Source organism: Streptomyces sp. NPDC030183 (assembly GCF_055573455.1).
Genome location: NZ_JBVIBK010000009.1, coordinates 190,055 through 213,214 on the forward strand (window position 1 = coordinate 190,055; position 23,160 = coordinate 213,214).

Consider the following 23,160-nt stretch of genomic DNA (forward strand, 5'->3'; position numbering starts at 1 on the left):
GCCGAATCAGCGGTTCACCGCCGCCCGGGCGCCCTGCGCGGGACAGACGTGTGCGGGGTGCCGGCTCAGGACGTCACGAGATCGCCCGTGTCCACCGCCTTCGTCGCGTTCGCCGCGCTGTTCGCCTCGGGGGCGACCTCGTCGACCGTCAGGACGTACCCCGTCTCCGCGTCGGACGTGGAGCGGGCGAAGACGACGCCGTAGACCTGGCCCTCGGTGGTGAGGAGGGGGCCGCCGGAGTTGCCGGGGCGGACGGTGGAGCGGATCGAGTAGATCTCGCGGGTGACCGCGTCCGTGTTGTAGATGTTGCGGCCGGTCGCGTCGATGCGGCTGGCGACCGTGGCCGCCTGGAGGTCGAGCCCGCCGTCCTCCGGGTAGCCGGCGACGACCGCCGCGTCACCCCGGGAGGCGGTGTCGTCGAAACGGAGGACCGGAGCCTCCAGACCCGGCACGTAGAGCACCGCGACGTCCTTCTCGGGGTCGAAGAGCACGACCCGCCCCTCGAACGCCCGGCCCACGCCGCCCACCCGCACGCTCGGATCGTCGATGCCCGCCACCACGTGCGCGTTGGTCATCACGTGCTCGCGCGCGTACACGAAGCCGCTGCCCTCGCGGCCCTGCGCCCCCGCGACGCCCTCGATCTTCACCGTGCTGCGCTTGGCGGCGTTCGTCGCGGCCGCCGTCACATTGTCCCCGGAGGGCTTGGCGACCTCGGCCGTCGCCTCGTTCTCGAACGGGTTGAAGACCTGCGGGAAGCCCGCCTCGGTGAGCGCGGACGTGGCGTTGGAGAACCAGGCCGGAGTGGTCTCCGGCATCGTGTCCTGCACGGCGCCCAGCAGCGCGGAGTCGCGGATCGAGTTGGTCACGAGCGGGGACGAGGACGCCCCGAGGACGCTCGCCGCGACCCACGCCACGATGAGCACGGCGACCGAGTTGGCCGCGGCACCGCCTATGCCGTCGGCCACGCGCAGCGGGCTGCGGTCTATCTCGCGGCGCAGCCGCAGCGCCAGCCGGCCCGCCAGCTCGTGCCCGATCACGCCCGGCACCAGCACGGTCAGCACCGCCGTGACCGTCGCCGCGGGGGTGCCGGGCTCCACCAGGTCCATCATCCACGGCAGCACCCAGACGCCCATCGCCGCGCCGCCCACGAAACCGGCGAGGGACACACATCCCGCGACCAGGCCGCGACGGTAACCGGACGCCGCGTACGCCAGGATCACCAGCATCAGCAGGATGTCGAGCACGTCCACTCCAGCGCCTCTCTCTTTGGGGACCCAGTAGTACGCGTGGGGTGGGCGCAGTGATCAGCCACGCCCGCACGGCACGCCGGTGGCATGCGGAAATCGGCCACCGGCGCACCCGTCCGTCTGGAATCGTGAAACGTGCCGGACCGGGACGATGGTTCCAATCCGTTCACCCGGGTGGCGCAATCCACAGCGCGGCGGGGGCGCATCGGGGTGAGGCTCGGTGCATGCGTGTGTTCCGGAAGTCGCGGGGGACGCGAGGACGCCGGCCGCTCCGTGCGGCGCGGCGCCGAACGCGGACCCCGCGCGGCCTCACGGTCGCGCGAATACGGGGTCCGCGCGGCGCCACCGCCGCGCGGACCGCACCTGCACCCGCTCCCGCCCTCGTCCGCCGTCCCGCCCGCCACCGGGGCGCCCGGCGCGGGCGCCCCCGTCCGCCGCGCCCGGTCCTCCTCGCGCTGGCCTGTCTTCCCGGCATCGCGGCCGTGCTCGCGCTGGTGCTGTGCGCGATCGGCGTGGACACCACGGGCCGCCCCGCCCCCAGCCCCGTCGCGGCACGGCCCTCCAAGGCGCACGGCGCGCCCCGACCGCCCATCGTGCCGCGCAGCCACTGGCTCGCCGGGGACGGCCGCAGCCAGCCGCCCGCCCGCTACGACGACCGGGTCGCCGCCGTCTTCATCCACCACACCGACTCGCCGAACGGCTACGACTGCGCCGACGCCCCCCGCATCATTCGCTACCTGTACGCCGGTCAGACCGGCACCCGCGAGTGGGACGACATCGGCTACAACTTCGTCGTCGACCGCTGCGGCACCATCTACGAGGGCCGCGCGGGCGGTGTCGACCGCCCCGTCACCGGCGCCCACACCCAGGGCTTCAACCACCGCACCGCCGGGATCGCCGCCCTCGGCACCTTCACCGCCGGCGTCCCCGTGCCCCAGGCCATGACCGACGCGATCGCCGCCCTCGTCGCCTGGAAGCTCGGCCTCTCCGACAGCGACCCCCGCGGCAGTGTGCGCCTGACCTCCAGCAACAGCCGCAGCCGCTACGCCGCCGGCACCACCGTCCTGCTGCCCACCCTCGCGGGCCACAGCGACGGTTACATGACGAGCTGCCCGGGCGCGGCCCTCGCCGAACGCCTGCCCGCCATCAGGGAACTGGCGGCCCGTCTCCAGGGCCGGTCATGACGCCGGCCCGGCGGATCGACGCCGATGGACAACAGCCATGGACAACAGCCGGGGCGTCAGGGCCTGAAGCGTTCCCAGAGCTTCGGGTACCGCTCGGCGAGCGCCGCCTCGTCCTCGAAGTCGACCGGCGTGCCCTCCGGCTCGCCGGGCGCGGGCGGAATGCCGAGGTCCGGCGCGACGACGCCGGTGAGCTGCTCGTACGCCTCGTCGGCGGCGTAGCCCAGTTCCTCGCCGTCCCCGTCGATCTCGTCGTCGAAGTCGTCCAGCAGGTCGGCGAGGGAGTCGGGGTCGTGCACCGCGCCCTCGAAGATCTCCCGGCCCTGGCCGATCAGCCAGCACCGGAAGAAGTCGAACGCGTCGTCACTGGCGCCGTCGAGCAGCACCCAGGCGGCGCCCCACAGGTCCCAGGTGTAGGCGCGGTTGTAGCGGGACTCGAAGTGGCGGGCGAAGTCGAGCACCGCCTCCGGGTCCAGTCGGCCGAGCCGTTCCACGAGCAGGTCGGCCTGGTCCTCCGGGTCGCCCTCGGCGTCCTCCCGGGTCGTGTCCACCAGCTCCCAGAACTCCGTCTCGTCCATCACGGGTCAAGCATCGGGCCTCGGGGAGCCGGACGCACGTGGAGGACGTGACGGATCGCACGGCCGTGCCGGCGCGCGACGGCGGGCCGTGCGCGCCCTGTCAGCCGTCCGGTGTCTCCCGGTACAGCCCGGCGAGCCGCCGCGCGTCCCGCGCGAACCGGCTCCGCAGGCTGTCCGGCGCCAGCACCTCGACCTCGGCGCCGAGCGCCGTGAGCTGGGTGCGGGCCACCTCCTCCGACTCGACCCGGAGCGTGAGGGTCGTCCAGCCGTGTGCGTCGGGGGTGTCGTCCGTCGCCGCGAGGGCGTCCCGCGCCGACAGGGGGTCGACGACGTGCGGCAGCCTCCGCAGGCCCTCGGGGGACAGCCGTACGACGACCTCGGCGTGCAGGATCGAACGGGAGAAACGTTCAGTCTGGCGGTCCCAGTACGCCGGCAGATCGAAGTCCTCGTCCCGGGCGAAACGGGTGCCGTCGGTCTCCACGCCGCTGAAACGGTCGATGCGGTACGTACGGAAGGGACCGGAACCGGGGTCGGCGGCGGCCGGGGCACCGGTGTCGGCGACGCGGGCGCACAGGTACCAGACGCCGGCCTTGAGGACGAGACCGTACGGCTCCAGCCGCCGTTCGACCTCGGTGTCGCCCCTGCGGTAGCGCGCGGCGATCCGGCGGTCGTCCCACACGGCGTCCGCGACGGCGGGCAGCAGCTCGGGGGTCTTCGGCTCCTTGAACCAGCTCGGCGCGTCGAGATGGAACCGCTGGGCCGCCGTGCGCGAGGCGTCGCGGAGGGAGGGCAGGAGAGCCGCCGACACCTTCAGCCGGGCGGCGGAGGCGGCGTCCTCCAGCCCCATCTCGCGGAGGGCCCCCGGTACGCCGCTGAGGAAGAGCGCCTCCGCCTCGCTGCGGGCGAGACCGGTCAGCCGGGTGCGGTAACCGCCGATCAGCCGGTACCCACCGGCCCGGCCGCGGTCCGCGTAGACGGGGACACCGGCCTCCGAGAGGGCCTGGGCGTCCCGGGTGACCGTGCGCTCGGACACCTCCAGTTCACGGGCCAGCTCGGCGGCGGTCATGGAGGGGCGGGACTGGAGGAGCAGCACCATCTTGATGAGCCGGGCAGCGCGCATGGGGTCATCATGCCGGGCGCGTCGGGGGGAGGGCCGTGGGGGTGCGTTGGCGGGTGCGGTGCGTGGGGTTGTTCGCGCAGTTCCCCGCGCCCCTGAAAAGCGTCCGGGCTGCGCCCGTGCTTTTCGTATGAAGGGTGGGCCGCAGGCCCATCCCTTCAGGGGCGCGGGGAACTGCGCGAGAAACCACGCACCACCCGCACTCGCCGACCGACCCGCGCCCCCCGGCTCAGAAGGCGCCCGGCACCCTACAGCCCGTACTTCTCGCGGGCCTCCTTCACCGCCGCCGCCTTCGTCTCGCCCCGCTTCGCCAGCTGCGCGAGCGCCGCCACGACGATGGACTGCGCGTCGACACCGAAGTGCCGGCGGGCCGCCTCGCGGGTGTCGGAGAGGCCGAAGCCGTCGGCGCCGAGGGAGGAGTAGTCCTGCTCGACCCACTGGGCGATCTGGTCGGGGACCTGGCGCATGTAGTCGGAGACCGCCAGAACCGGGCCCTCGGCGCCCTGGAGCGCCTGGCGGACGTACGGGACGCGCTCCTCGCCGCGCAGCAGCGCCGCGTCGGCGTCCAGGGCGTCCCTGCGCAGCTCGCTCCAGGACGTCGCCGACCAGACGTCGGCGGCCACGCCCCACTCCTCGGCGAGGAGCTTCTGCGCCTCCAGTGCCCAGTGGATGGCCGTGCCGGAACCCAGCAGCTGGATGCGCGGGGCGTTCGCCGGGACGGTCACGCCCGCGGACTCGGCCGTGTTGAAGCGGTACAGGCCCTTGACGATGCCCTCGTCGATACCGAGACCGGCCGGCTTCGCGGGCTGCGGGAGCGGCTCGTTGTAGACGGTCAGGTAGTAGAAGACGTTCGGGTCCTCACCGGGCGCGGCCTCGCCGTACATCCGGCGCAGACCGTCCTTCACGATCGCCGCGACCTCGTACGCGAACGCCGGGTCGTAGGTGAGGGCGGCCGGGTTGGTCGCCGCGATGACCGGGGAGTGACCGTCGGCGTGCTGGAGGCCTTCGCCCGTCAGCGTCGTACGGCCGGCGGTCGCGCCGATGAGGAAGCCGCGGCCGAGCTGGTCGCCGAGCTGCCACATCTGGTCGGCCGTGCGCTGCCAGCCGAACATCGAGTAGAAGATGTAGAACGGGATCATCGCTTCGCCGTGCGTGGAGTACGCGGTCGACGCGGCGATGAAGTCGGCCATCGAACCGGCCTCGGTGATCCCCTCGTTGAGGATCTGGCCGTTCTCGGCCTCCTTGTAGTACATCAGCTGGTCGCGGTCGACCGGCTCGTACGTCTGGCCCTTGGGGGAGTAGATCCCGAGGGACGGGAACAGCGACTCCATACCGAAGGTGCGCGCCTCGTCGGGGACGATCGGCACCCAGCGCCTGCCCGTCTCCTTGTCGCGGACCAGGTCCTTGATCAGGCGGACGAAGGCCATGGTGGTGGCCACGTTCTGGGAGCCGGAGCCCTTGTCGAAGGAGGCGAACGCCTTCTCGGCCGGGGCCGGCAGCGGTGCCACCGGGTGGACGCGGCGGGCCGGGGCGGGGCCGCCGAGGGCCGCGCGGCGCTCCTGGAGGTAGCGGACCTCTGCGGAGTCGGCGCCCGGGTGGCCGTAGGGCACGACGCCGTCGACGAAGTCGCCGTCCTTGATCGGCAGGTCGAGCAGGTCGCGCATCGTCTTGAACTCGTCCACCGAGAGCTTCTTCATCTGGTGGTTGGCGTTCTTCGACGCGAAGCCCTCGCCCAGGGTGTGGCCCTTGACGGTCTGGGCCAGGATCACGGTCGGCGCGCCCTTGAACTCGACGGCGGCCTTGTACGCGGCGTACACCTTGCGCGCCTCGTGACCACCGCGGGAGAGGTGGAAGCACTCCAGGATCTTGTCGTCGCTCAGCAGCTTCGCCATCTCGACGAGCGCCGGGTCCTTGCCGAAGAAGTCCTGGCGGATGTAGGCGGCGTCGCGGGTCTGGTACGTCTGGACCTGGGCGTCCGGTACCTCGCGCAGCCGGCGGACGAGCGCGCCGGTGGTGTCGAGGGCGAACAGCTCGTCCCAGGCCGTGCCCCACAGGGTCTTGACGACGTTCCAGCCGGCGCCGCGGAACTGGGCCTCCAGCTCCTGCACGATCTTGAAGTTGGCGCGGACCGGACCGTCGAGACGCTGCAGGTTGCAGTTGATGACGAAGGTCAGGTTGTCGAGGCCCTCGCGGGAGGCGAGCGCCAGTGCCGCCGTCGACTCGGGCTCGTCCATCTCGCCGTCGCCGAGGAACGCCCAGACGTGGGACGCCGAGACGTCCTTGATGCCGCGGTTGGTGAGATAGCGGTTGAAGCGCGCCTGGTAGATGGCGGAGAGCGGGCCGAGGCCCATGCTCACGGTCGGGAACTCCCACAGCCAGGGCAGCCGCCGCGGGTGCGGGTACGACGGGAGGCCGTTGCCGGCGGACTCGCGGCGGAAGTTGTCGAGGTGGGCCTCGTTCAGCCGGCCGTCGAGGAAGGCGCGGGCGTAGATGCCGGGGGAGGCGTGGCCCTGGATGTAGAGCTGGTCGCCGGAACCGTCGGCTTCCTTGCCCTTGAAGAAGTGGTTGAAGCCCGTCTCGTAGAGCCAGGCCGCGGAGGCGAAGGTGGCGATGTGGCCGCCCACGCCGTACTTGGAGCCGCGGGTCACCATCGCGGCCGCGTTCCAGCGGTTCCACGCGGTGATACGGCGCTCCATCTCCTCGTCACCGGGCACGCCCGGCTCGGCGGCGGTGGGGATGGTGTTGACGTAGTCCGTCTCGAGCAGCTTGGGCAGCGCGATGCCGTTGCCCTCGGCACGCTCCAGGGTGCGGCGCATCAGGTACGCGGCACGGTGCGGGCCGGCCGCCTTGGTGACGGCGTCCAGCGAGGCCTGCCATTCGGCGGTCTCCTCCGGATCCCGGTCGGGGAGCTGGTCGAGCGCGCTCGGCTGGATGGCGTTGGGGTCGGTCATTGCGCCGCCTTCCTCAGTCGAAGGGGGTTCCCTCATCGGTAAGGGTTCGGGGGTGCCCTTGGTCTTTGGCAGGACAGGGCTGGGGCCTCGGTGGAAGCCCGTCGGCGACTGTAACCCGCTGATCGATGATCGATCAAAGGGTTGAGGGGCAAAACCTCTTGATCACGAGAAAGTCGGCACGGGGTGCCTTCGGTGGAGACACCGGGTGCCGCTCTGGTCCGGGGTTTTCGCAGGTGGGGCGGCGTTTGAGCGGGGGTGCGCCCAATAGATCGGGGGGGGGTGGGGTGCGTTGGGCGGGTGCGGGTGGGTGGGGGTTTCTCGCGCAGTTCCCCGCGCCTCTGAAAAGCGTCCGGGGCTGCGCCCCGTGCTTCTCAACGGCGCCACCCGGTGAAGGCGTGCCGCAGGCCCAAGCCTTCAGGGGCGCGGGGAACTGCGCGACAAGCCCCCACCGACCCGCAGTCGAGGGCGAGCTACGCCGGCTCGTCGTCCGTGTGCGGGGCGCAGCCCAGGACGTGGGCCTTGACCAGGTCCGCGATCCGCGGATCCCGGCGGCGGAACGCGGCGACCAGCTCCTCGTGCTCCTCCGCGTAGGACTGCTGGACCGTGCCGAGCCAGCGGATGGAGAGGGCGGTGAAGACCTCGATGCCGAGCCCCTCCCAGGTGTGCAGCAGGACGGAGTTACCGGCGGCCCGGACCAGTTCGCGGTGGAAGGCGACGGTGTGCCGTACCTGGGACGTGCCGTCGGAGTTACGGTCCGCCTCGTACAGCGCGGCGACATGCGGCTCGAGCGCCGAGCAGTCCTCCGCCAGCCGCTCGGCCGCCAGCTCCGCCGCGATGGCCTCCAGACCGGCCCTGACCGGGTAACTCTCCTCCAGATCGGCCGCCGTGAGGTTCCGCACCCGGACGCCCTTGTTCGGCGCGGACTCGATCAGCCGCAGCGACTCCAGCTCGCGCAGCGCCTCCCGCACCGGCGTCTGGCTGACCTCCAGCTCCGTCGCGATCCGCCGCTCCACGATCCGCTCACCCGGCTTCCAGCGCCCGCTCACGATCCCCTCCACGATGTGCTCGCGGATCTGTTCGCGCAGCGAGTGGACGACGGGCGCGGTGGTCATGCGGGCTCCTTCGGCGGGGGACTGAGCCCCAAGGGCGTTGACCCATAGACAATAAAGCCGCGACGCCGCCCGTGAGGGGCGCGCGGGGGCGCTTTCTCGCAGGTGAGACGAGACTTACACGCTCCCGTGGCGGGCCGAAAGAGCGGTGCCCGCCCGGAGGTTCCGGACGGGCACCGTCGTACCGCGGTGGTTGCCCCTCGGGGCGGACCCTTACAGGCCGAGCTCGACCTCGAACTCGCCCGCCTCCAGGATCGCCTTGACCGCCGTCAGGTAACGGGCCGCGTCGGCGCCGTCGACCAGGCGGTGGTCGTAGGAGAGGGTCAGGTAGGTCATGTCGCGGACGCCGATGACCGTGCCCTCCTCCGTCTCGATCACGGCGGGGCGCTTGACCGTGGCGCCGATGCCGAGGATCGCGACCTGGTTCGGCGGCACGATGATCGTGTCGAAGAGCGCGCCGCGCGAGCCGGTGTTGGAGATGGTGAAGGTCGCCCCGGACAGCTCGTCCGGAGTGATCTTGTTGGCCCGGACCTTGCCCGCCAGGTCGGCGGTGGCCTTGGCGATGCCGGCGATGTTGAGGTCGCCCGCGTTCTTGATGACCGGGGTCATCAGGCCCTTCTCGGAGTCCACGGCGATGCCGACGTTCTCCGTGTCGAAGTACGTGATGGTGCCCTCGGCCTCGTTGATCCGGGCGTTGATGGCCGGGTGGGCCTTCAGCGCCTGGGCCGCCGCCTTCACGAAGAACGGCATCGGGGAGAGCTTCACGCCCTCGCGGGCCGCGAAGGAGTCCTTCGCCTTGGCGCGCAGCTTCATCAGACGGGTCACGTCGACCTCGACGACCGAGGACAGCTGCGCCTGCTCGTGCAGCGCCTTGACCATGTTGTCGCCGATGACCTTGCGGATGCGCGGCATCTTGATGGTCTGGCCGCGGAGCGGGGAGGCCTCCAGCGCGGGGGCCTTCTTCGACGCGGCGGCGGCCGGAGCCGCGGCGGCCGGGGCCGGGGCGGCGGCAGCGGCCTTCGCGGCCTCGGCGGCGGCGATGACGTCCTGCTTGCGGATCCGGCCGCCGACACCGGTGCCCTTGACGGACGCCAGGTCGACACCGTTCTCCGCGGCGAGCTTGCGGACCAGCGGGGTCACGTACGCACCCTCGTCGGTCGCCTTCGCGGCAGCCGGCGCGGCGGCGGCCGGAGCCGGGGTCACCGGGGCGGGCGCGGGGGCAGCCGGGGCCGGGGCAGCGGCGGCGGGCGCCGGGGCCGGAGCCGCGGGGGCGGCCGGCGCGGGGGCCGGAGCCGGAGCGGCGGGGGCGGGCGCGGGGGCAGCCGGCGCCGGGGCCTCGGCGGCGGGGGCCGGAGCCGGGGCGGCCGGGGCCGGAGCGGCGGCCGGTGCGGCACCGGGAGCGCCGATGACGGCCAGCTTGGCGCCGACCTCGGCGGTCTCGTCCTCGCCGACCACGATCTCCAGCAGCACACCGGAGGTGGGCGCCGGGATCTCGGTGTCGACCTTGTCCGTGGAGACCTCGAGCAGCGGCTCGTCGGCCTCGACGCTGTCGCCGACCTCCTTGAGCCAGCGGGTGACGGTGCCCTCGGTGACCGACTCGCCGAGCGCGGGCAGGACCACGTCGGTGCCCTCGGCGGAGCCGCCGCCGGCGGCGGCCTCGGCGGTAGGGGCCGGGGCGGGGGCGGCCTGCTCGGTGGAGGGCGCGGCTGCGGCGGGCTCGGGGGCAGGAGCCGGGGCCGGGGCCTCCTCGGCGGCCGGGGCGGGGGCGGCGGCGGGCGCGCCCGTGCCGTCGTCGATCACGGCCAGCTCGGCGCCGACCTCGACCGTCTCGTCCTCGGCGACCTTGATGGACGCGAGGACACCGGCGGCGGGGGAGGGGATCTCGGTGTCGACCTTGTCGGTCGAGACCTCGAGCAGCGGCTCGTCGGCCTCGACACGCTCACCCTCGGCCTTCAGCCAGCGGGTGACGGTGCCCTCGGTGACGCTCTCGCCGAGCGCCGGAAGGGTTACGGAAACCGCCATGGTTTCTGTTGCTCCTTAACGAATTGCGGAAGTCTGGATCGTCGCTTCGTCGACCGAGGGTCAGTCGTGCGAGTGCAGCGGCTTGCCGGCCAGGGCCAGGTGGGCCTCGCCCATCGCCTCGTTCTGCGTCGGGTGGGCGTGGATGAGCTGCGCGACCTCGGCGGGCAGCGCCTCCCAGTTGTAGATCAGCTGGGCCTCGCCGACCTGCTCACCCATGCGGTCGCCCACCATGTGGACGCCGACCACGGCACCGTCCTTGACCTGGACGAGCTTGATCTCGCCCGAGGTGTTGAGGATCTTGCTCCTGCCGTTGCCCGCGAGGTTGTACTTCAGAGCGACGACCTTGTCCGCGCCGTAGATCTCCTTGGCCTTGGCCTCGGTGATGCCCACGGAGGCGACCTCCGGGTGGCAGTACGTCACACGGGGGACACCGTCGTAGTCGATCGGGACGACCTTGAGACCGGCCAGACGCTCCGCCACCAGCATGCCCTCGGCGAAGCCGACGTGCGCGAGCTGGAGCGTCGGGACCAGGTCACCGACGGCGGAGATGGTCGGGACGTTGGTCCGCATGTACTCGTCGACGAGGACGTAGCCGCGGTCCATGGCGACCCCGGCCTCCTCGTAGCCCAGGCCCTGCGAGACTGGACCGCGGCCGACGGCGACGAGCAGCAGCTCGGCCTCGAACTCCTTGCCGTCGGCGAGGGTGACCTTGACACCGTCCTGGGTGTACTCGGCCTTCGAGAAGAAGGTGCCCAGGTTGAACTTGATGCCGCGCTTGCGGAACGCGCGCTCAAGAAGCTTGGAGGAGTTCTCGTCCTCGACGGGGACGAGGTGCTTCAGGCCCTCGATGACCGTGACGTCCGTACCGAAGGACTTCCAGGCGGAGGCGAACTCGACGCCGATGACACCGCCGCCGAGGACGATCGCCGACTTCGGAACGCGGTCCAGGACGAGGGCGTGGTCCGAGGAGATGATGCGGTCGCCGTCGATCTCCAGGCCCGGCAGCGACTTCGGCACGGAGCCGGTCGCCAGCAGGACGTGGCGGCCCTGGACGCGCTGGCCGCCCACGTCGACGGAGGTGGGGGAGGACAGCCGGCCCTCGCCCTCGATGTACGTGACCTTGCGGGAGGCGATCAGCCCCTGAAGGCCCTTGTACAGGCCGGAGATGACGCCGTCCTTGTACTTGTGGACGGCCGGTACGTCGATGCCCTCGAAGGTGGCCTTCACACCGAACAGCTCGCTCTCGCGGGCCTGGTCGGCGATCTCGCCCGCGTGCAGCAGGGCCTTGGTGGGGATGCAGCCCCGGTGCAGGCAGGTGCCGCCGACCTTGTCCTTCTCGATCAGGGCGACGTCCAGGCCCAGCTGCGCCCCGCGCAGGGCCGCGGCGTAACCACCGCTACCACCGCCGAGGATCACTAGGTCGAAAACGGTGCTGGCGTCGTTCGCCACGTCACGTCCTCCATGCATGTGCGCCGTACGCCGGTCTCCAGTGACCGGGCGGCGGCTGGTGTCCGGCCGCTCTTCTTCGGCCCTGTGGTGGGGGCCCTGTCCTGCCGAGCCCCATCTTCGCACTTGTCGGGAGGGAACGAGACGCCGGGCCGGGGTGTGAGACACCACACGCTCACAGTGACGGGGCCGAGCGCCGAAGGGGCGCGGGCGACCGCGCGACCGGCCACAGCCGGCCCGCGGACGCCCGCGCCCCTCGGATGTCCTTCGGTGGCGGACGTCAGCCCAGGTCACCCGCGGCGGCCCGCTCGGCCAGCCGCACCAGCGTCCGCACCGCGGACCCCGTGCCGCCCTTCGGGGTGTACCCGAAGGGGCCGCCCTCGTTGAACGCCGGACCCGCGATGTCGAGGTGCGCCCACGTGATGCCCTCGCCCACGAACTCCTTCAGGAACAGGCCGGCGACGAGCCCGCCGCCGTACCGCTCGCCCATGTTCGCGATGTCGGCGGTGGGGGAGTCCATGCCCTTGCGCAGGTGGTCCGGGAGCGGCATCGGCCACGCCGCCTCGCCGACCTCCTCCGCCGCCTCGTGCACCGCGGAGCGGAACGCGTCGTCGTTGGCCATGATGCCGAACGTCCGGTTGCCCAGCGCCAGCATCATCGCGCCGGTCAGCGTCGCCACGTCGACGATCGCGTCCGGCGCGTCCTCCGACGCCTTGGCGAGCGCGTCGGCCAGCACCAGCCGGCCCTCGGCGTCGGTGTTCAGCACCTCCACCGTCTTGCCGCTGTACATGCGCAGCACGTCACCCGGGCGGGTGGCGGTGCCGGACGGCATGTTCTCGGCGAGGGCCAGCCAGCCGGTGACGTTGACCTCGAGACCGAGGCGCGCGGCGGCGACGACCGCGGCGAACACGGCGGCGGCACCGCTCATGTCGCACTTCATCGTCTCGTTGTGCCCGGCGGGCTTGAGGGAGATGCCGCCCGAGTCGTAGGTGATGCCCTTGCCGACGAACGCCAGGTGCTTGGTGGCCTTCGCGTGGGTGTAGGTCAGCTGCACCAGCCGCGGCGCGGCCGCGGAGCCCGCTCCGACGCCGAGGATGCCGCCGTAGCCGCCCTTGGCGAGGGCCTTCTCGTCGAGCACGGTCACCTTGATGCCGTGTTCCTTGGCCGCGCCCTGCGCGATCGCGGCGAACGCCGCCGGGTCGAGGTCGTTCGGCGGGGTGTTGATCAGGTCGCGGGCGCGGTTCAGCTCCTCGGAGACCGCGATCGCGCGGTCGGCGGCGGCCTTGTGGGCGCGGTCGCGCGGCTTGGCGCCGAGCAGGGCCACCTCGGCGAGCGGCGCCTTGCCGTTCTTCGCCTTGGCGGCGTCCTTGGCCTGGCGGCCGTTCTCCTTGTAGGTGTCGAAGGAGTACGCGCCGAGGAGCGCGCCCTCGGCGACGGCGCCCACGGCGTCGGTGTCGGCGAGGGGCAGCGCGAACGCGGCCTTCTTCGAACCGGCCAGGGCGCGGGCCGCGGCACCGGCCGCCCGGCGCAGCGTCTCCGCGCCGAACGAGCCGTCCTTGTCGGGCTCCGCACCCAGGCCCACCGCCACCACGAGCGGCGCCTTGAAGCCGGACGGGGCGGGCAGCTTCGTCACCTCGCCCTCGGCGCCGGAGGCGCCGAGGGTCTCCAGGACGCCGGCCAGCCTGCCGTCGTACGCCTTGTCCACGGTCTCGGCACCCGGGGCAACGACCGGGCCCTTGGCGCCCTTCGCGACACCGACCACGATCGCGTCGGCGCGGAGGCCGGACGCGGCGGCGGTGCTGAGAGTGAGAGCAGTCACGGTGGTGAAATCTCGCTTCCGATTGAGTTTTGGGTGGCCGAACGGATGGGGTCGACGTGCCGGGCACGAGCCTAGGCCCTTGTTCGGCCCGTCGGATCTGGGGCGCGGGGGCCGGTTCTGCGCGGCCGTCCGGACGGCGTTCGCTGTCACCAGCCTCCCTGACTTTCCGCCCGGCCCATGCAGGGAGATCCCCATGACTTCGCCATAGGGGGAACCCTTGTGGTCCGGCTCCGATTTCGCTCACTCCTGCGGACGTTCACCTCTCCGTGGCGTCATGATCACGAACTCGCCCTCGTCTGCCATGACCTGGGTCACACTCGTCGAGGTCCGACAAGTGATCAGCTCATCGGTTCGCACCATTTTCCAGGGGGAGGAGCGTGCATGGCGCGCAGCACGTACGGATGGAGAGGTGCCGCCGCCGTCGCGGCGGCCGCGGGACTGCTGGCGTCGGGACTGGGGGCGCCCGAGGCGTCGGCGGCGGCCGAACCGCGCGTCGACCTGCGGGTCCTGGTCCTGGACAACGGCGACAGCCCGGTCCGGGCGATCACCGCCGAACTGCGGAACACGGGGATCCCGTTCACCCGCGTCGACCTCACCGACGCCAACCGCCCGAGGATCGACACCGCGTTCCTCAGCGACACCGTGGGCGGTGTCCCCCGCGCCAAGTACCAGGGCGTGGTGCTGCCGAACGAGGCCCCGTTCGGCGCGGGCTCGGCCGAGCAGACCGCCCTGGAGGCGTACGAGCGGACGTACGGCATCCCGCAGGTGGACGCCTACACCTGGGCGCACCCCGGCGTCGGGCTCGACTACACCGGCGAGGGCGGCTGGGCGGGCGCCCTCGACGGGCGGACGGCCGAGGTCACCGGCGCGGGGAGGGCGGGGTTCTTCGGCTACCTGGACGGACCGGTCGCCTTCGAGGACAACTCGGCCGCCCACCAGGAGTCCTACGGGTTCGTCGCCCGGCCCCGCGAGGGCTACACCAGCTACCTCGACATCGCCGTGCCCGGCGGCACCGGCCGCGGCAGCCTGGTCGGCGAGTACGCGCACGAGGGGCGCCGCGAACTGGTCGTCACCTTCGCCTACAACCAGTACCAGCGGCAGTTCCGGGTCCTCGCCCGGGGCATCGTCGAATGGCTGACGAAGGGCGTCCACCTGGGGCTCAGCCGCAACTACCTCGCCGTCCACGTCGACGACGTGTTCGCCCCCGACAGCCGCTGGGACACCGAGCACGACTGCACCCCCGGCAGCTTCGGCTGCGGCGGGGAGGGCGGCGGACCGAGCCGATCCGGATGACCGCCGCCGACGCCGAGTACGCCAAGCAGTGGCAGCGCTCCAGCGGCTTCACCCTCGACCTGGTCTACAACGGCGGCAGCGGCGAGGAGTGGAAGGAGGCCAACGGCGGCACCGACCCGCTCGCCGACCGGCTGATCGCCGACCGCGACGCGTACCGCTGGATCAACCACACCTACACGCACCGGTACCTCGGCTGCGTCCAGGACACCTCCACCGTGCCCTGGAGCTGCGCCAGGAACGCCGACGGCTCCACCAAGTACCTCGGCCGCGCCGCGATCTCCGCGCAGATCCGCGACAACCACCAGTGGGCGCTCGCCCGCGGGCTGCCGGTCGACCGCGCCGAGCTGGTGACCGGCGAGCACTCCGGGCTCAGGACGCTCCCGCAGCAGCCCGCCGACAACCCGAACCTCGCGGGCGCGCTCTCCGACAACGGTGTCATGTGGATCGCCTCCGACAACTCCCGCGAGCCCGCCCAGCGTCCGGCCGGGGCCGCGCTCACCGTGCCGCGCCACCCGATGAACCTGTACTACAACGTCGGCACGGCCGAGGAGATGGTCGACGAGTACAACTGGGTCCACACCTCGGCGGCCGACGGCGGCAGCGGCGTCTGCGAGAACAACGCGACGTCCACCTGCCTCGACGACCCGCTGGACCCGGCGACCGGCTTCACCACGCACATCGCCCCGCAGGAGGCCCGCACCGCCCTGGTGCACGCCCTCGGCAACGACCCGCGCCCGCACTACGTCCACCAGTCCAACCTCGCCGAGGACCGGCTGCTCTACCCCGTCCTCGACCAGGTGCTCGCCGACTACCGGGCCCTGTTCGCCGCCGACACGCCCCTGGAGAGCCCTCGGCAGAGCGCCGCCGGCACCGAGCTGAAACGCCGCGCCGCCTGGCAGACCGCCCTCGCCAACGGCACCGTCTCGGCGTACCGGACCGGCTCCGCGGTGACCGTGACCGCCCCGTCCGGCACCCGGATCCCGCTGACCGTGCCGGAGGGCACCCGGCAGCGACTCCCGCTCGGCACCACCGCGTTCGGCACGCCGTACGCGGGAGCACGCTCGGCCTGGACCACGCCCGAAGCGCTGCGAACCACCGTCCACCTCACCCTGCCCTAGGGGCGGCCGGGGCGTGCTCCCGGCACCACATCCGCATCACAGGGGGAACACCGCATGATGCGCACCGGCCGTCATGTCACCATGCTCACCGAAGGCACCTATCCCCATGTCCACGGCGGGGTCAGCACCTGGTGCGACCAACTCGTCCAGGGCATGCCGGACGTGCGCTTCCACGTCGTGTCGCTCACCGGAACCGGCCGGGAACCCGTGACCTGGGACCTGCCGCCGAACGTGTACCGGCACACCTCCGTACCGACCTGGGGCCCGCGCCCCGGCCGCCGGCGCGCCCCGAAGGGCGGGGCCCGCCGGCGGTTCCTCGACTCCTACGAGCGGCTCCTGCTCTCCTTCCTCGACCCGGCCGCCGGCGTCGACGCGGGCGGCGCCTTCGGCGAGGCCCTCGTCGACCTCGCCCTCCTCGCCCGCGAGGGAAGCCTGTCGGCGGCCCTGCGCACCGAGTCCGCGCTGCGCTCGCTGATGCGCGTGTGGAGCACGCCCCACCTGCCGACGGCCGCCGCCGGGCCCACCGTGCACGACGCGCTCACCGCCACCGACCTGCTGGAACACGCCCTGCGGCCCCTGGGCACCCGGATCCCCGAGGACTCGGTGGCCCACGCCGTCAGCAACGGGCTGGCGGCGCTGCCGGCGATCGCCGCGCACCGGCTCGACGGCGTACCGTTCCTTCTCACCGAGCACGGCATCTACCTGCGGGAGCGCTACCTCGGCCACACAGGCGGCGCGCAGCGCTGGCCCGTGAAGGCGTTCCTGCTCGGCTTCCACCGCGAGCTGAACTCCCTCGGCTACCGCGAGGCCGACCTCATCACGCCCTGCAACCAGTACAACCGCCGCTGGGAGGAGCGGGGCGGGGCCGACGCCGAGAAGATCCGCACGGTCTACAACGGCGTCGACCCGGCCGCCTTCCCGCACGCCGGACCCGAACCCGACGTCCCCACCCTCACCTGGTGCGGCCGCGTCGACCCCATCAAGGACCTGGAAACGCTGCTGCACGCGTACGCCCTGGTCCGCGCCGAACTCCCCGGGACGAGGCTGCGCCTGTTCGGACCGGTGCCGCCGGGCGGCGAGGCGTACCGCACGGACCTGGAGAAGCTCGCCGCCGACCTGGGCGTCACCGACGGGCTCACCTTCGAGGGCCGGATCAGCGAGGTGTGGCGCGCGTACGCCGCCGGGCACGTCGTGATGCTGTCGTCCATCTCCGAGGGCTTCCCGTTCTCCCTGATCGAGGCCATGTCGTGCGGCCGTACGACGGTCTCCACGGACGTCGGCGGCGTGCGCGAGGCGGTCGGCGACACCGGGCTCGTCGTACCCCCGCGCGAGCCGGAGCGGATGGCCGCCGCCGCCCTCACCCTGCTGCGCGACGACGAACGCCGGGGGCGGCTGGGTGCCCTGGCCCGGCAGCGGGTCATCGACCGGTTCACGCTCCGCCGTTCCGTGGACGCCTTCCGCACTATCTACCGGGAACTGGCGGGCCAGGACGAGGTCGTCTACGAGCCCGCGCCGGAGACGGTCGCCGACTGGACCGCCGAACTGCGCGACCCCTGGTACCGGACCGCGGCGACGGACGGAGCGGACCGGTGAGCGAAAGCCTGTCGACGTCCCGGGAGCGGCACGACCAGCGCACACTGCCCCGGCAGCGGCGCGGGCCGTCCGGCTGGGGCCGCCCCGACCCCGTCGACCAACTGGCCGAGCGGCTGCGGGACTTCATCGCCGCCGCCGTCCACCCCGACGAGATCGCCGCCCTGCTGGAGTCCGACGGCATGACGGACGACCAGATACGCGAACGGTACGGCTGCCGCAACTCCTTCGCGCTCGCGGAGGAGCTGTACGAACGGGTCGAGCGCACCCACCCCGAACCGGCGGCCACCGCCCACGACCCCTGGCGCGTGGGTCTGCTCGGCTGCCTCCTGCGCGGTGTCGTGTTCGCCCTGCCCGGCCTCGCCCACGTCCTCGGCGCGCCCCTCCTCGCCGGCCCGCGCGACGGCTTCGGCCTGCCCGCCGGTACCGTCCCGCTGCTCGCCGGCCTCCTGTGCGGCTGGGCCTGGAACCAGGGGCTCGCCCACCGGGCGTACTCCTGGCTGGGCCTGGGCGACCGCGCGGCCTGCCGGCGCGCCCTGCTGCTCGGGGCCCCGGCGGGCGCGCTGCTCGGCTGGGCGCTCGCCCACCTCGTCGCGGGCCCCGGCGACACGGGCGCGGTGGCCTTCGCCGCCGGACAGTCCTGCTACCTGGGCGCCGCCACCGTCCTGCTCGTCCTGGGCCGTGAACGTGCCCTGCTGTACAGCCTGCTGCCGATGGCGGCGGGCGCGCTGGTCGCGCTGGTGCGGCCGGTGCCCGACGGGGCGCGGCTCACGCTGCTGGCGGGCTCCCTGGCCGCCGTCGTGCTCCTCGCGGTGCGCGAGACGGCGCCCGCCGCCCGGACCCCGCGCACCGCATCCCCCGCGACGTCCGCCTCCGGCGCCCCGGGGAGGGCACCCGCCGCGCCACGGCTCACGGCCTCAGTGCCGTACGCACTCTTCGGACTGGGCACCGGTGTCCTCGTCCTGCACGCCGCGTTCGGGGACGTGATCGCGGGGCAGGAGCGCGGCGCGGTGGCCGCACCGGCCGCCGTGGCCCTCACGCTGAGCATGGGGCCCGCCGAGTGGCTGCTCCACCGCTTCCGCAGCGGAGGGCTGGCCGGGCTGCGCTCCAGCGGTACGGCGCCCGCGTTCCGGTGGGCCCTGGCGGTGACCCTCGTCCAGTGCCTGGCCGGGTACCTGGCCGCCCTGCTCGTCCTCGCCCACGTCATGGCCGCGCTCTGGCCGCACGCCTCCGGCTTGGACGGCGTCCGCCTCACGGCCCTGCTCCTGCTGGGGGTGCTGCTCTGGACGGGCCTGCTGCTGCAGTCCTTCGGCGCGGTGTCCGGCGCGGCAGCCGTGTGCTGCGCGGCCGCCCTGGCACAGACGGCGGCCCTGGTGTCCGGCGCGGACCCGCACGGGGCGGCCCTGACGGTGTACGGGACGGCGGCCGGCGTCCAGGTGGCCCTGGTCTGCGGACTGCTGGGGGAGGGCGACGGCACACCGATGACGCGCGACGGCACACCGATGACGCCCCCGGCCCCGCCCCCGAACCGCTCCCTCCTCGTCCCCTACTACGAGCACCCCTCCGTCCGCCCCGCCGAGTGGGCCGCCCTCGTCGCCGCCGCGCCCCGGCTGTACGGCGTCGTCCTGAACCCGGCGAGCGGGCCGGGCGACGCCCCCGACCCGGCGTTCCTCCAGGTCGCGGGGCGACTGCGGGACGCGGGTGTGGCGGTCCTCGGCTACGCGGACACCGACTACGCCCGCCGGCCCGTCGCCGACGTCCTGCGCGACCTGGTCCGCCACCGCGCCTGGTACCGCGCCGACGGCGCCTTCCTGGACCAGGTGGCCACCGGGCGGGGCGAGTTCGACTACTACCGGCGGCTCGCGGCGGCCGTCTGGGGCGCCGGCCGCGCCATCCTCGCCCTCAACCACGGCACCCCGCCACACCCCGCCTACGCCCGGATCGCCGACCTCGTCGTCACCTTCGAGGGCGCCTGGGAGGAGTACCGGACGCTCCGGCTCCCGCCCTGGCCGGGCGCCGGCGGCGGCCTCGGCGCGCGGGTGTGCCATCTGGTGTACGGGGCGCCCCCGGACGCCGGTGTCGAGGAGCTCGCGCGGGCCCGGGGCGCCGCCGTGCACTGCGCGGTGCCCGGCGTGGGCGATCATCCTTGGGGTACGTTGCCCCACGCCCTGGAGCCCTTCCGATGAGACGCGCCCCCGCCCTGCTGGCCCTGCTCCTGCTGGTCGGGGGCTGCACCGCCGCCCCCGACGACAGGCCGGGCGAGAGCCCCCGCCGGACGGGCGACCGCTGGCGGCCGGAGCCGGGCACGGACTGGCAGTGGCAGCTGAGCGGCCGCCTGGACACCTCCGTCGACGTCCCCGTGTACGACATCGACGGCTTCGACCACTCCGCGGACACCGTCGCCGCTCTGCACGACGACGGTCGCAAGGTCATCTGCTACCTGTCCACCGGCGCCTGGGAGGACTGGCGTCCCGACGCCGACGAGTTCCCGGAGTCGGTCCTGGGCAGGGGAAACGGCTGGGAGGGGGAGCGCTGGCTCGACATCCGCCGCGTCGACGTCCTGGAACCGCTGATGGCCGCCCGGATCGACATGTGCGCGGAGAAGGGCTTCGACGCGGTCGAGCCCGACAACATGGACGGCTACCGCAACAGGACCGGCTTCCCCCTGAAAGCCGCCGACCAGCTCCGCTACAACCGGCTCGTCGCCCGCCTCGCCCATGAACGGGGCCTGGCGGTGGGCCTGAAGAACGACCTCGACCAGATCCCCGCACTCGTCGACGACTTCGACTTCGCGGTCAACGAGCAGTGCGCCCAGTACGACGAGTGCGACGCCCTCACCCCCTTCATCGACGCCGGCAAGGCGGTCTTCCACGTCGAGTACGAGATGGAGACCGGCGACTTCTGTCCCGAGGCCCGTCGGCTGGAGCTCAGCTCCCTGCTGAAGAAGTGGGAGCTGGGGGTGTGGCGGAAGCCCTGCTGACCGCCTGACCACCCGGCCGGGGCCGCCCCCCCGGGGTCACCCCAGGGTGAACACGACCAGCGCGGCCGTCGCCGCCGTCTCCGCGAGCCCCCCGAACACATCACCGGTCACCCCGCCGAACCGCCGTACGCAGTGCCGCAGCAGGGACTCGGCGGCGACGCAGGCGAGGACGACCGCGAGCACCGCGCGGGCGATGCCGTACGCCCCGAGGAGCGCGCCCGCGCCCGCCGCCGCGCACCCCACCGCGGCGGCCACCAGCACCGCGCCCCGGACCGGCACGACCCCCGCCACGGCCGCCCCCAGCCCCTCGGGGCGGGCGGCCGGCACCCCGGTGCGGGCGGCCAGGGACAGGGCCAGCCGGGCGCCGGTCGCCGCGACGACGGCCGCGACCGTGCCGAGGACCCAGGACTCCCCGTACGCCTCGGTGAGCGCGGCGACCTGGGCGAGCAGGACGAGGACGAGGGCGATGACGCCGAACGGGCCGATGTCCGACTGCTTCATGATCCGCAGCGCGTCCTCGGCGGGCTTGCCGCTGCCCAGCCCGTCGGCGGTGTCCGCGAGCCCGTCCAGATGCAGCCCCCGGGTGAGGACGGCCGGTACCGCGACACCGGCCACGGCGGCGAGCAGCGCCCCGGAGCCCAGGAACAGCAGCAGTGCGCCGAGCGCGCCCGCGGCGAGGCCGACCGCCAGCCCGGCGGCGGGTGCGCACAGCATCCCGGCGCGCGCGGCCTCACGGTCCCACCGGGGCACGCGCACCGGCAGCACGGTCAGGGTGCCGAAGGCGAAGCGCAGGCCGTCGGAGAGGGTGGGCGCGGGTGGCGGGGTCGTGGACACCGGCGCAGGCTACCCGGCGGCCGGAACGGCCCGAACGGCAGCTCTGCGCAAGGCAAGCGGGACTTATGTGAATAAAGTGCCCTTATGGGTCACTGGTGGGAACGGAACATCATCGAGCCGGGCAAGCTGCCGCTGCTCCTCGCCCTGACCGCGTTCGTCCTGACCTTCCTGATCACCCGGCTCATCACCCGCCTCATCCGGGCCGGCAAGGGGCCCTTCCGCAACATCAGCGGCAGCGGCGGCGTCCACATCCACCATGTCGTCCCCGGTGTCCTGCTCACCATCGCCGGAGGCTTCGGCTCGGTGGCCTCCGACGGGCACGGCTTCGGCGCGATGATCTCCGCCGTGCTGTTCGGCATGGGGGCCGGGCTGGTCCTGGACGAGTTCGCGCTGATCCTGCACCTCGACGACGTGTACTGGTCGGAGGCGGGCCGCAAGAGCGTGGAGATGGTGGTGCTGACGGCGGCCCTGGTGGGCCTCGTCCTCAGCGGCTTCCTGCCCTTCGGCGTCAACGACCTCAGTGAGGACGAGCTCCAGGACCGGGGCGCCGCCATGCTCACCATCGGCACCAACTTCCTCATCGCCCTGGTCGCCCTCAGCAAGGGAAAGGCCCGTACGGCGCTCTTCGGGGTGATCATCCCGGTCGTCGCCGTCGTCGGAGCCGTCCGTCTGGCCCGCCCCGCCTCCGCCTGGGCGCGCCGCTTCTACCGCCGCCGCCCGCGCGCCCGCGCCAGGGCCCTGCTGCGGTCCTACCGTCACGACCGCCGCTGGTCGGGCCTGAGCCGCCGCCTCGAGGACTGGATCGGCGGCACCCCGGACCTGCCCTCCGCGCCGCCGCCCGCCCCCGACCGGGCGGAACGCCGCTGACGCACGGCCGACAACAGCCCGCACAGCACCAGCACGGCGGCGATCGCCGCCAGGTGCTCCTTGCCCGCGAGGTTCTCCTTGACCAGCACCTCGACGACCATCGCCACGACGACCGCGCCCGCCGTGACGTACGCCCGGCAGCGCCATCCGAGGAACACGGCGAGCCCCACCACGGCCGCCGACGGCCCGGTGTCGACGACCTGGGCGTCCGAGGCGGGCAAACCCACGAGGGGGACGTCCGGCCCGAGCGCGATGCCCACGCGCGCGTACAGCGTTCCGGCCAGCGTCGCCAGATAGGCCACGGCCAGCGTCCGCCGCTTCCCCAGAGCGATCTCCGCGATCCCGAACACGAGCAGGATCTGCGCGAGCGCACCCCACACGGGCAGGTCCAGTGCCGGCACGAACAGGGAGAGCGGGGTACGCAGCAGCGCCGGCCCCAGCGGGTCCTCGGCCCGTACGGCGCCCACGTCCTCGATGAACCCGTACCCCCAGGACTGGTGGTGCACGAAGTGGACGACGGTCGCCAGACCCACGGCGGCGACGGTCAGCGGGACCGCCCGCAGCCGCCGGCGCGCCAGGGCCGGGCGCACGGCCTCGTACAACGGCCCCCACTCGGCTCGGGCCGCCCGGACGATCCGCTGCCTTCGCGTGCCTCTGTCTTCGTACGCTCTCGTCGCCATGTCCCGTGCGTCTGTTCAGTCACCGATGGGCCGGTACCCGGCGTCGGCCCGGTACGGCGACTCGATCCGCCACCGGCGGGAGAAGAAGCCGCGCAGCGACCGCCACGGCCGCAGGACCGGTCCCGCGCCGAGGCGCGCGCCACGTTCGAAGACCGAACGGAACATCGCGAAGTTGCGTGCGACCTGCGTGATCCCGATCTCCTCGACCCGCCGGAGCAGCGCACGAAGGGCGGCGGCGCCCGCGGCTCACCCCGCTCGTCCGCGAGCGCCATGCCGAACCCGCGCTCGGTGACCCCGCCCCGCCCGGGACGTTATGACCACCTCACGG

At 73.2% G+C, this 23,160-nt stretch carries 15 protein-coding genes and 2 pseudogenes; 6 read left to right on the forward strand and 11 right to left on the reverse strand.

Annotated elements, in window-relative coordinates; all coding sequences use genetic code 11:
* Positions 1-65: 65 nt before the first annotated feature.
* Positions 66-1,250 (reverse strand): MarP family serine protease, encoded by a 1,185-nt coding sequence (locus ACZ4Z2_RS13400; RefSeq protein ID WP_468075376.1) that lies wholly within the window; start codon positions 1,248-1,250, stop codon positions 66-68.
* Positions 1,251-1,702: 452 nt separating this feature from the next.
* Between ACZ4Z2_RS13400 and ACZ4Z2_RS13405 the strand changes: the two genes are divergently transcribed.
* Positions 1,703-2,431 (forward strand): peptidoglycan recognition protein family protein, encoded by a 729-nt coding sequence (locus ACZ4Z2_RS13405; protein WP_468075501.1) that lies wholly within the window; start codon positions 1,703-1,705, stop codon positions 2,429-2,431.
* Positions 2,432-2,487: 56 nt separating this feature from the next.
* Here ACZ4Z2_RS13405 and ACZ4Z2_RS13410 read toward each other — a convergent pair whose 3' ends face one another.
* From ACZ4Z2_RS13410 to ACZ4Z2_RS13440, 7 genes are all read right to left on the reverse strand, one after another.
* Positions 2,488-3,006, reverse strand: coding sequence for a DUF4240 domain-containing protein (locus tag ACZ4Z2_RS13410; RefSeq protein ID WP_468075503.1), 519 nt, complete (start codon positions 3,004-3,006; stop codon positions 2,488-2,490).
* Between the two features lie 100 nt (positions 3,007-3,106).
* The gene (locus ACZ4Z2_RS13415; protein WP_468075378.1) at positions 3,107-4,126 is read right to left on the reverse strand and encodes a helix-turn-helix transcriptional regulator; all 1,020 of its coding nucleotides are present in this window, start codon (positions 4,124-4,126) and stop codon (positions 3,107-3,109) included.
* A gap of 245 nt (positions 4,127-4,371) precedes the next feature.
* On the reverse strand, positions 4,372-7,074 hold the full coding sequence (aceE, locus tag ACZ4Z2_RS13420) for a pyruvate dehydrogenase (acetyl-transferring), homodimeric type (protein WP_468075380.1): 2,703 nt from the start codon (positions 7,072-7,074) through the stop codon (positions 4,372-4,374).
* 470 nt (positions 7,075-7,544) lie between these two features.
* A complete protein-coding gene (locus ACZ4Z2_RS13425) occupies positions 7,545-8,186 on the reverse strand; it encodes a GntR family transcriptional regulator (protein ID WP_055717344.1) in 642 nt (213 codons plus the stop codon).
* 210 nt (positions 8,187-8,396) lie between these two features.
* Positions 8,397-10,205, reverse strand: coding sequence for a 2-oxoglutarate dehydrogenase, E2 component, dihydrolipoamide succinyltransferase (sucB, locus tag ACZ4Z2_RS13430; protein WP_468075381.1), 1,809 nt, complete (start codon positions 10,203-10,205; stop codon positions 8,397-8,399).
* A 60-nt stretch (positions 10,206-10,265) separates the two neighbouring features.
* Positions 10,266-11,654: a dihydrolipoyl dehydrogenase gene (gene lpdA, locus ACZ4Z2_RS13435; protein WP_468075383.1), complete on the reverse strand. Its 1,389-nt coding sequence runs from the start codon at positions 11,652-11,654 to the stop codon at positions 10,266-10,268.
* 277 nt (positions 11,655-11,931) lie between these two features.
* Positions 11,932-13,470, reverse strand: coding sequence for a leucyl aminopeptidase (locus ACZ4Z2_RS13440; RefSeq protein WP_468075385.1), 1,539 nt, complete (start codon positions 13,468-13,470; stop codon positions 11,932-11,934).
* Positions 13,471-13,851: 381 nt separating this feature from the next.
* Between ACZ4Z2_RS13440 and ACZ4Z2_RS13445 the strand changes: the two are divergent.
* The 4 genes and pseudogenes from ACZ4Z2_RS13445 (at position 13,852) to ACZ4Z2_RS13460 (ending at position 20,451) form a co-directional block, all read left to right on the forward strand.
* A pseudogene (locus tag ACZ4Z2_RS13445) lies at positions 13,852-15,881 on the forward strand (hypothetical protein).
* A 54-nt stretch (positions 15,882-15,935) separates the two neighbouring features.
* The gene (gene pelF / locus ACZ4Z2_RS13450; protein ID WP_468075387.1) at positions 15,936-17,474 is read left to right on the forward strand and encodes a GT4 family glycosyltransferase PelF; all 1,539 of its coding nucleotides are present in this window, start codon (positions 15,936-15,938) and stop codon (positions 17,472-17,474) included.
* A 1,499-nt stretch (positions 17,475-18,973) separates the two neighbouring features.
* The gene (locus tag ACZ4Z2_RS13455; RefSeq protein ID WP_468075505.1) at positions 18,974-19,657 is read left to right on the forward strand and encodes a spherulation-specific family 4 protein; all 684 of its coding nucleotides are present in this window, start codon (positions 18,974-18,976) and stop codon (positions 19,655-19,657) included.
* On the forward strand, positions 19,654-20,451 hold the full coding sequence (locus ACZ4Z2_RS13460; protein WP_468075389.1) for an endo alpha-1,4 polygalactosaminidase: 798 nt from the start codon (positions 19,654-19,656) through the stop codon (positions 20,449-20,451). Before ACZ4Z2_RS13455 ends, ACZ4Z2_RS13460 begins: the two co-directional genes overlap by 4 nt.
* A 36-nt stretch (positions 20,452-20,487) precedes the next feature.
* On the opposite strand, the gene ACZ4Z2_RS13465 is transcribed toward ACZ4Z2_RS13460, so the two are convergent.
* A complete protein-coding gene (locus ACZ4Z2_RS13465; protein WP_468075391.1) occupies positions 20,488-21,285 on the reverse strand; it encodes an adenosylcobinamide-GDP ribazoletransferase in 798 nt (265 codons plus the stop codon).
* A gap of 84 nt (positions 21,286-21,369) precedes the next feature.
* Between ACZ4Z2_RS13465 and ACZ4Z2_RS13470 the strand changes: the two genes are divergently transcribed.
* Entirely contained in the window at positions 21,370-22,152 is a 783-nt protein-coding gene (locus tag ACZ4Z2_RS13470; protein ID WP_468075392.1) for a hypothetical protein, read from the forward strand.
* Here the strand turns inward: ACZ4Z2_RS13470 and ACZ4Z2_RS13475 are convergent.
* Complete coding sequence (locus ACZ4Z2_RS13475) at positions 22,041-22,832, reverse strand: hypothetical protein (protein ID WP_468075394.1); 792 nt, start codon at positions 22,830-22,832, stop codon at positions 22,041-22,043. The genes ACZ4Z2_RS13470 and ACZ4Z2_RS13475 overlap by 112 nt on opposite strands.
* A gap of 24 nt (positions 22,833-22,856) precedes the next feature.
* Positions 22,857-23,051, reverse strand: a pseudogene (locus ACZ4Z2_RS13480) (phosphatidylglycerol lysyltransferase domain-containing protein); the annotation flags it as partial.
* Positions 23,052-23,160 lie beyond the last annotated feature (109 nt).

What these genes read in the sequence shown, in the direction of transcription:
- ACZ4Z2_RS13410 (WP_468075503.1), bottom strand. Translation starts at nt 3,006, where the DNA reads ATGGACGAGACGGAGTTCTGGGAGCTGGTGGACACGACCCGGGAGGAC.
- ACZ4Z2_RS13415 (WP_468075378.1), bottom strand. Translation starts at nt 4,126, where the DNA reads ATGCGCGCTGCCCGGCTCATCAAGATGGTGCTGCTCCTCCAGTCCCGC.
- aceE (WP_468075380.1), bottom strand. Translation starts at nt 7,074, where the DNA reads ATGACCGACCCCAACGCCATCCAGCCGAGCGCGCTCGACCAGCTCCCC.
- ACZ4Z2_RS13425 (WP_055717344.1), bottom strand. Translation starts at nt 8,186, where the DNA reads ATGACCACCGCGCCCGTCGTCCACTCGCTGCGCGAACAGATCCGCGAG.
- sucB (WP_468075381.1), bottom strand. Translation starts at nt 10,205, where the DNA reads ATGGCGGTTTCCGTAACCCTTCCGGCGCTCGGCGAGAGCGTCACCGAG.
- pelF (WP_468075387.1), top strand. Translation starts at nt 15,936, where the DNA reads ATGATGCGCACCGGCCGTCATGTCACCATGCTCACCGAAGGCACCTAT.
- ACZ4Z2_RS13455 (WP_468075505.1), top strand. Translation starts at nt 18,974, where the DNA reads ATGACGCCCCCGGCCCCGCCCCCGAACCGCTCCCTCCTCGTCCCCTAC.
- ACZ4Z2_RS13460 (WP_468075389.1), top strand. Translation starts at nt 19,654, where the DNA reads ATGAGACGCGCCCCCGCCCTGCTGGCCCTGCTCCTGCTGGTCGGGGGC.
- ACZ4Z2_RS13470 (WP_468075392.1), top strand. Translation starts at nt 21,370, where the DNA reads ATGGGTCACTGGTGGGAACGGAACATCATCGAGCCGGGCAAGCTGCCG.
- ACZ4Z2_RS13475 (WP_468075394.1), bottom strand. Translation starts at nt 22,832, where the DNA reads ATGGCGACGAGAGCGTACGAAGACAGAGGCACGCGAAGGCAGCGGATC.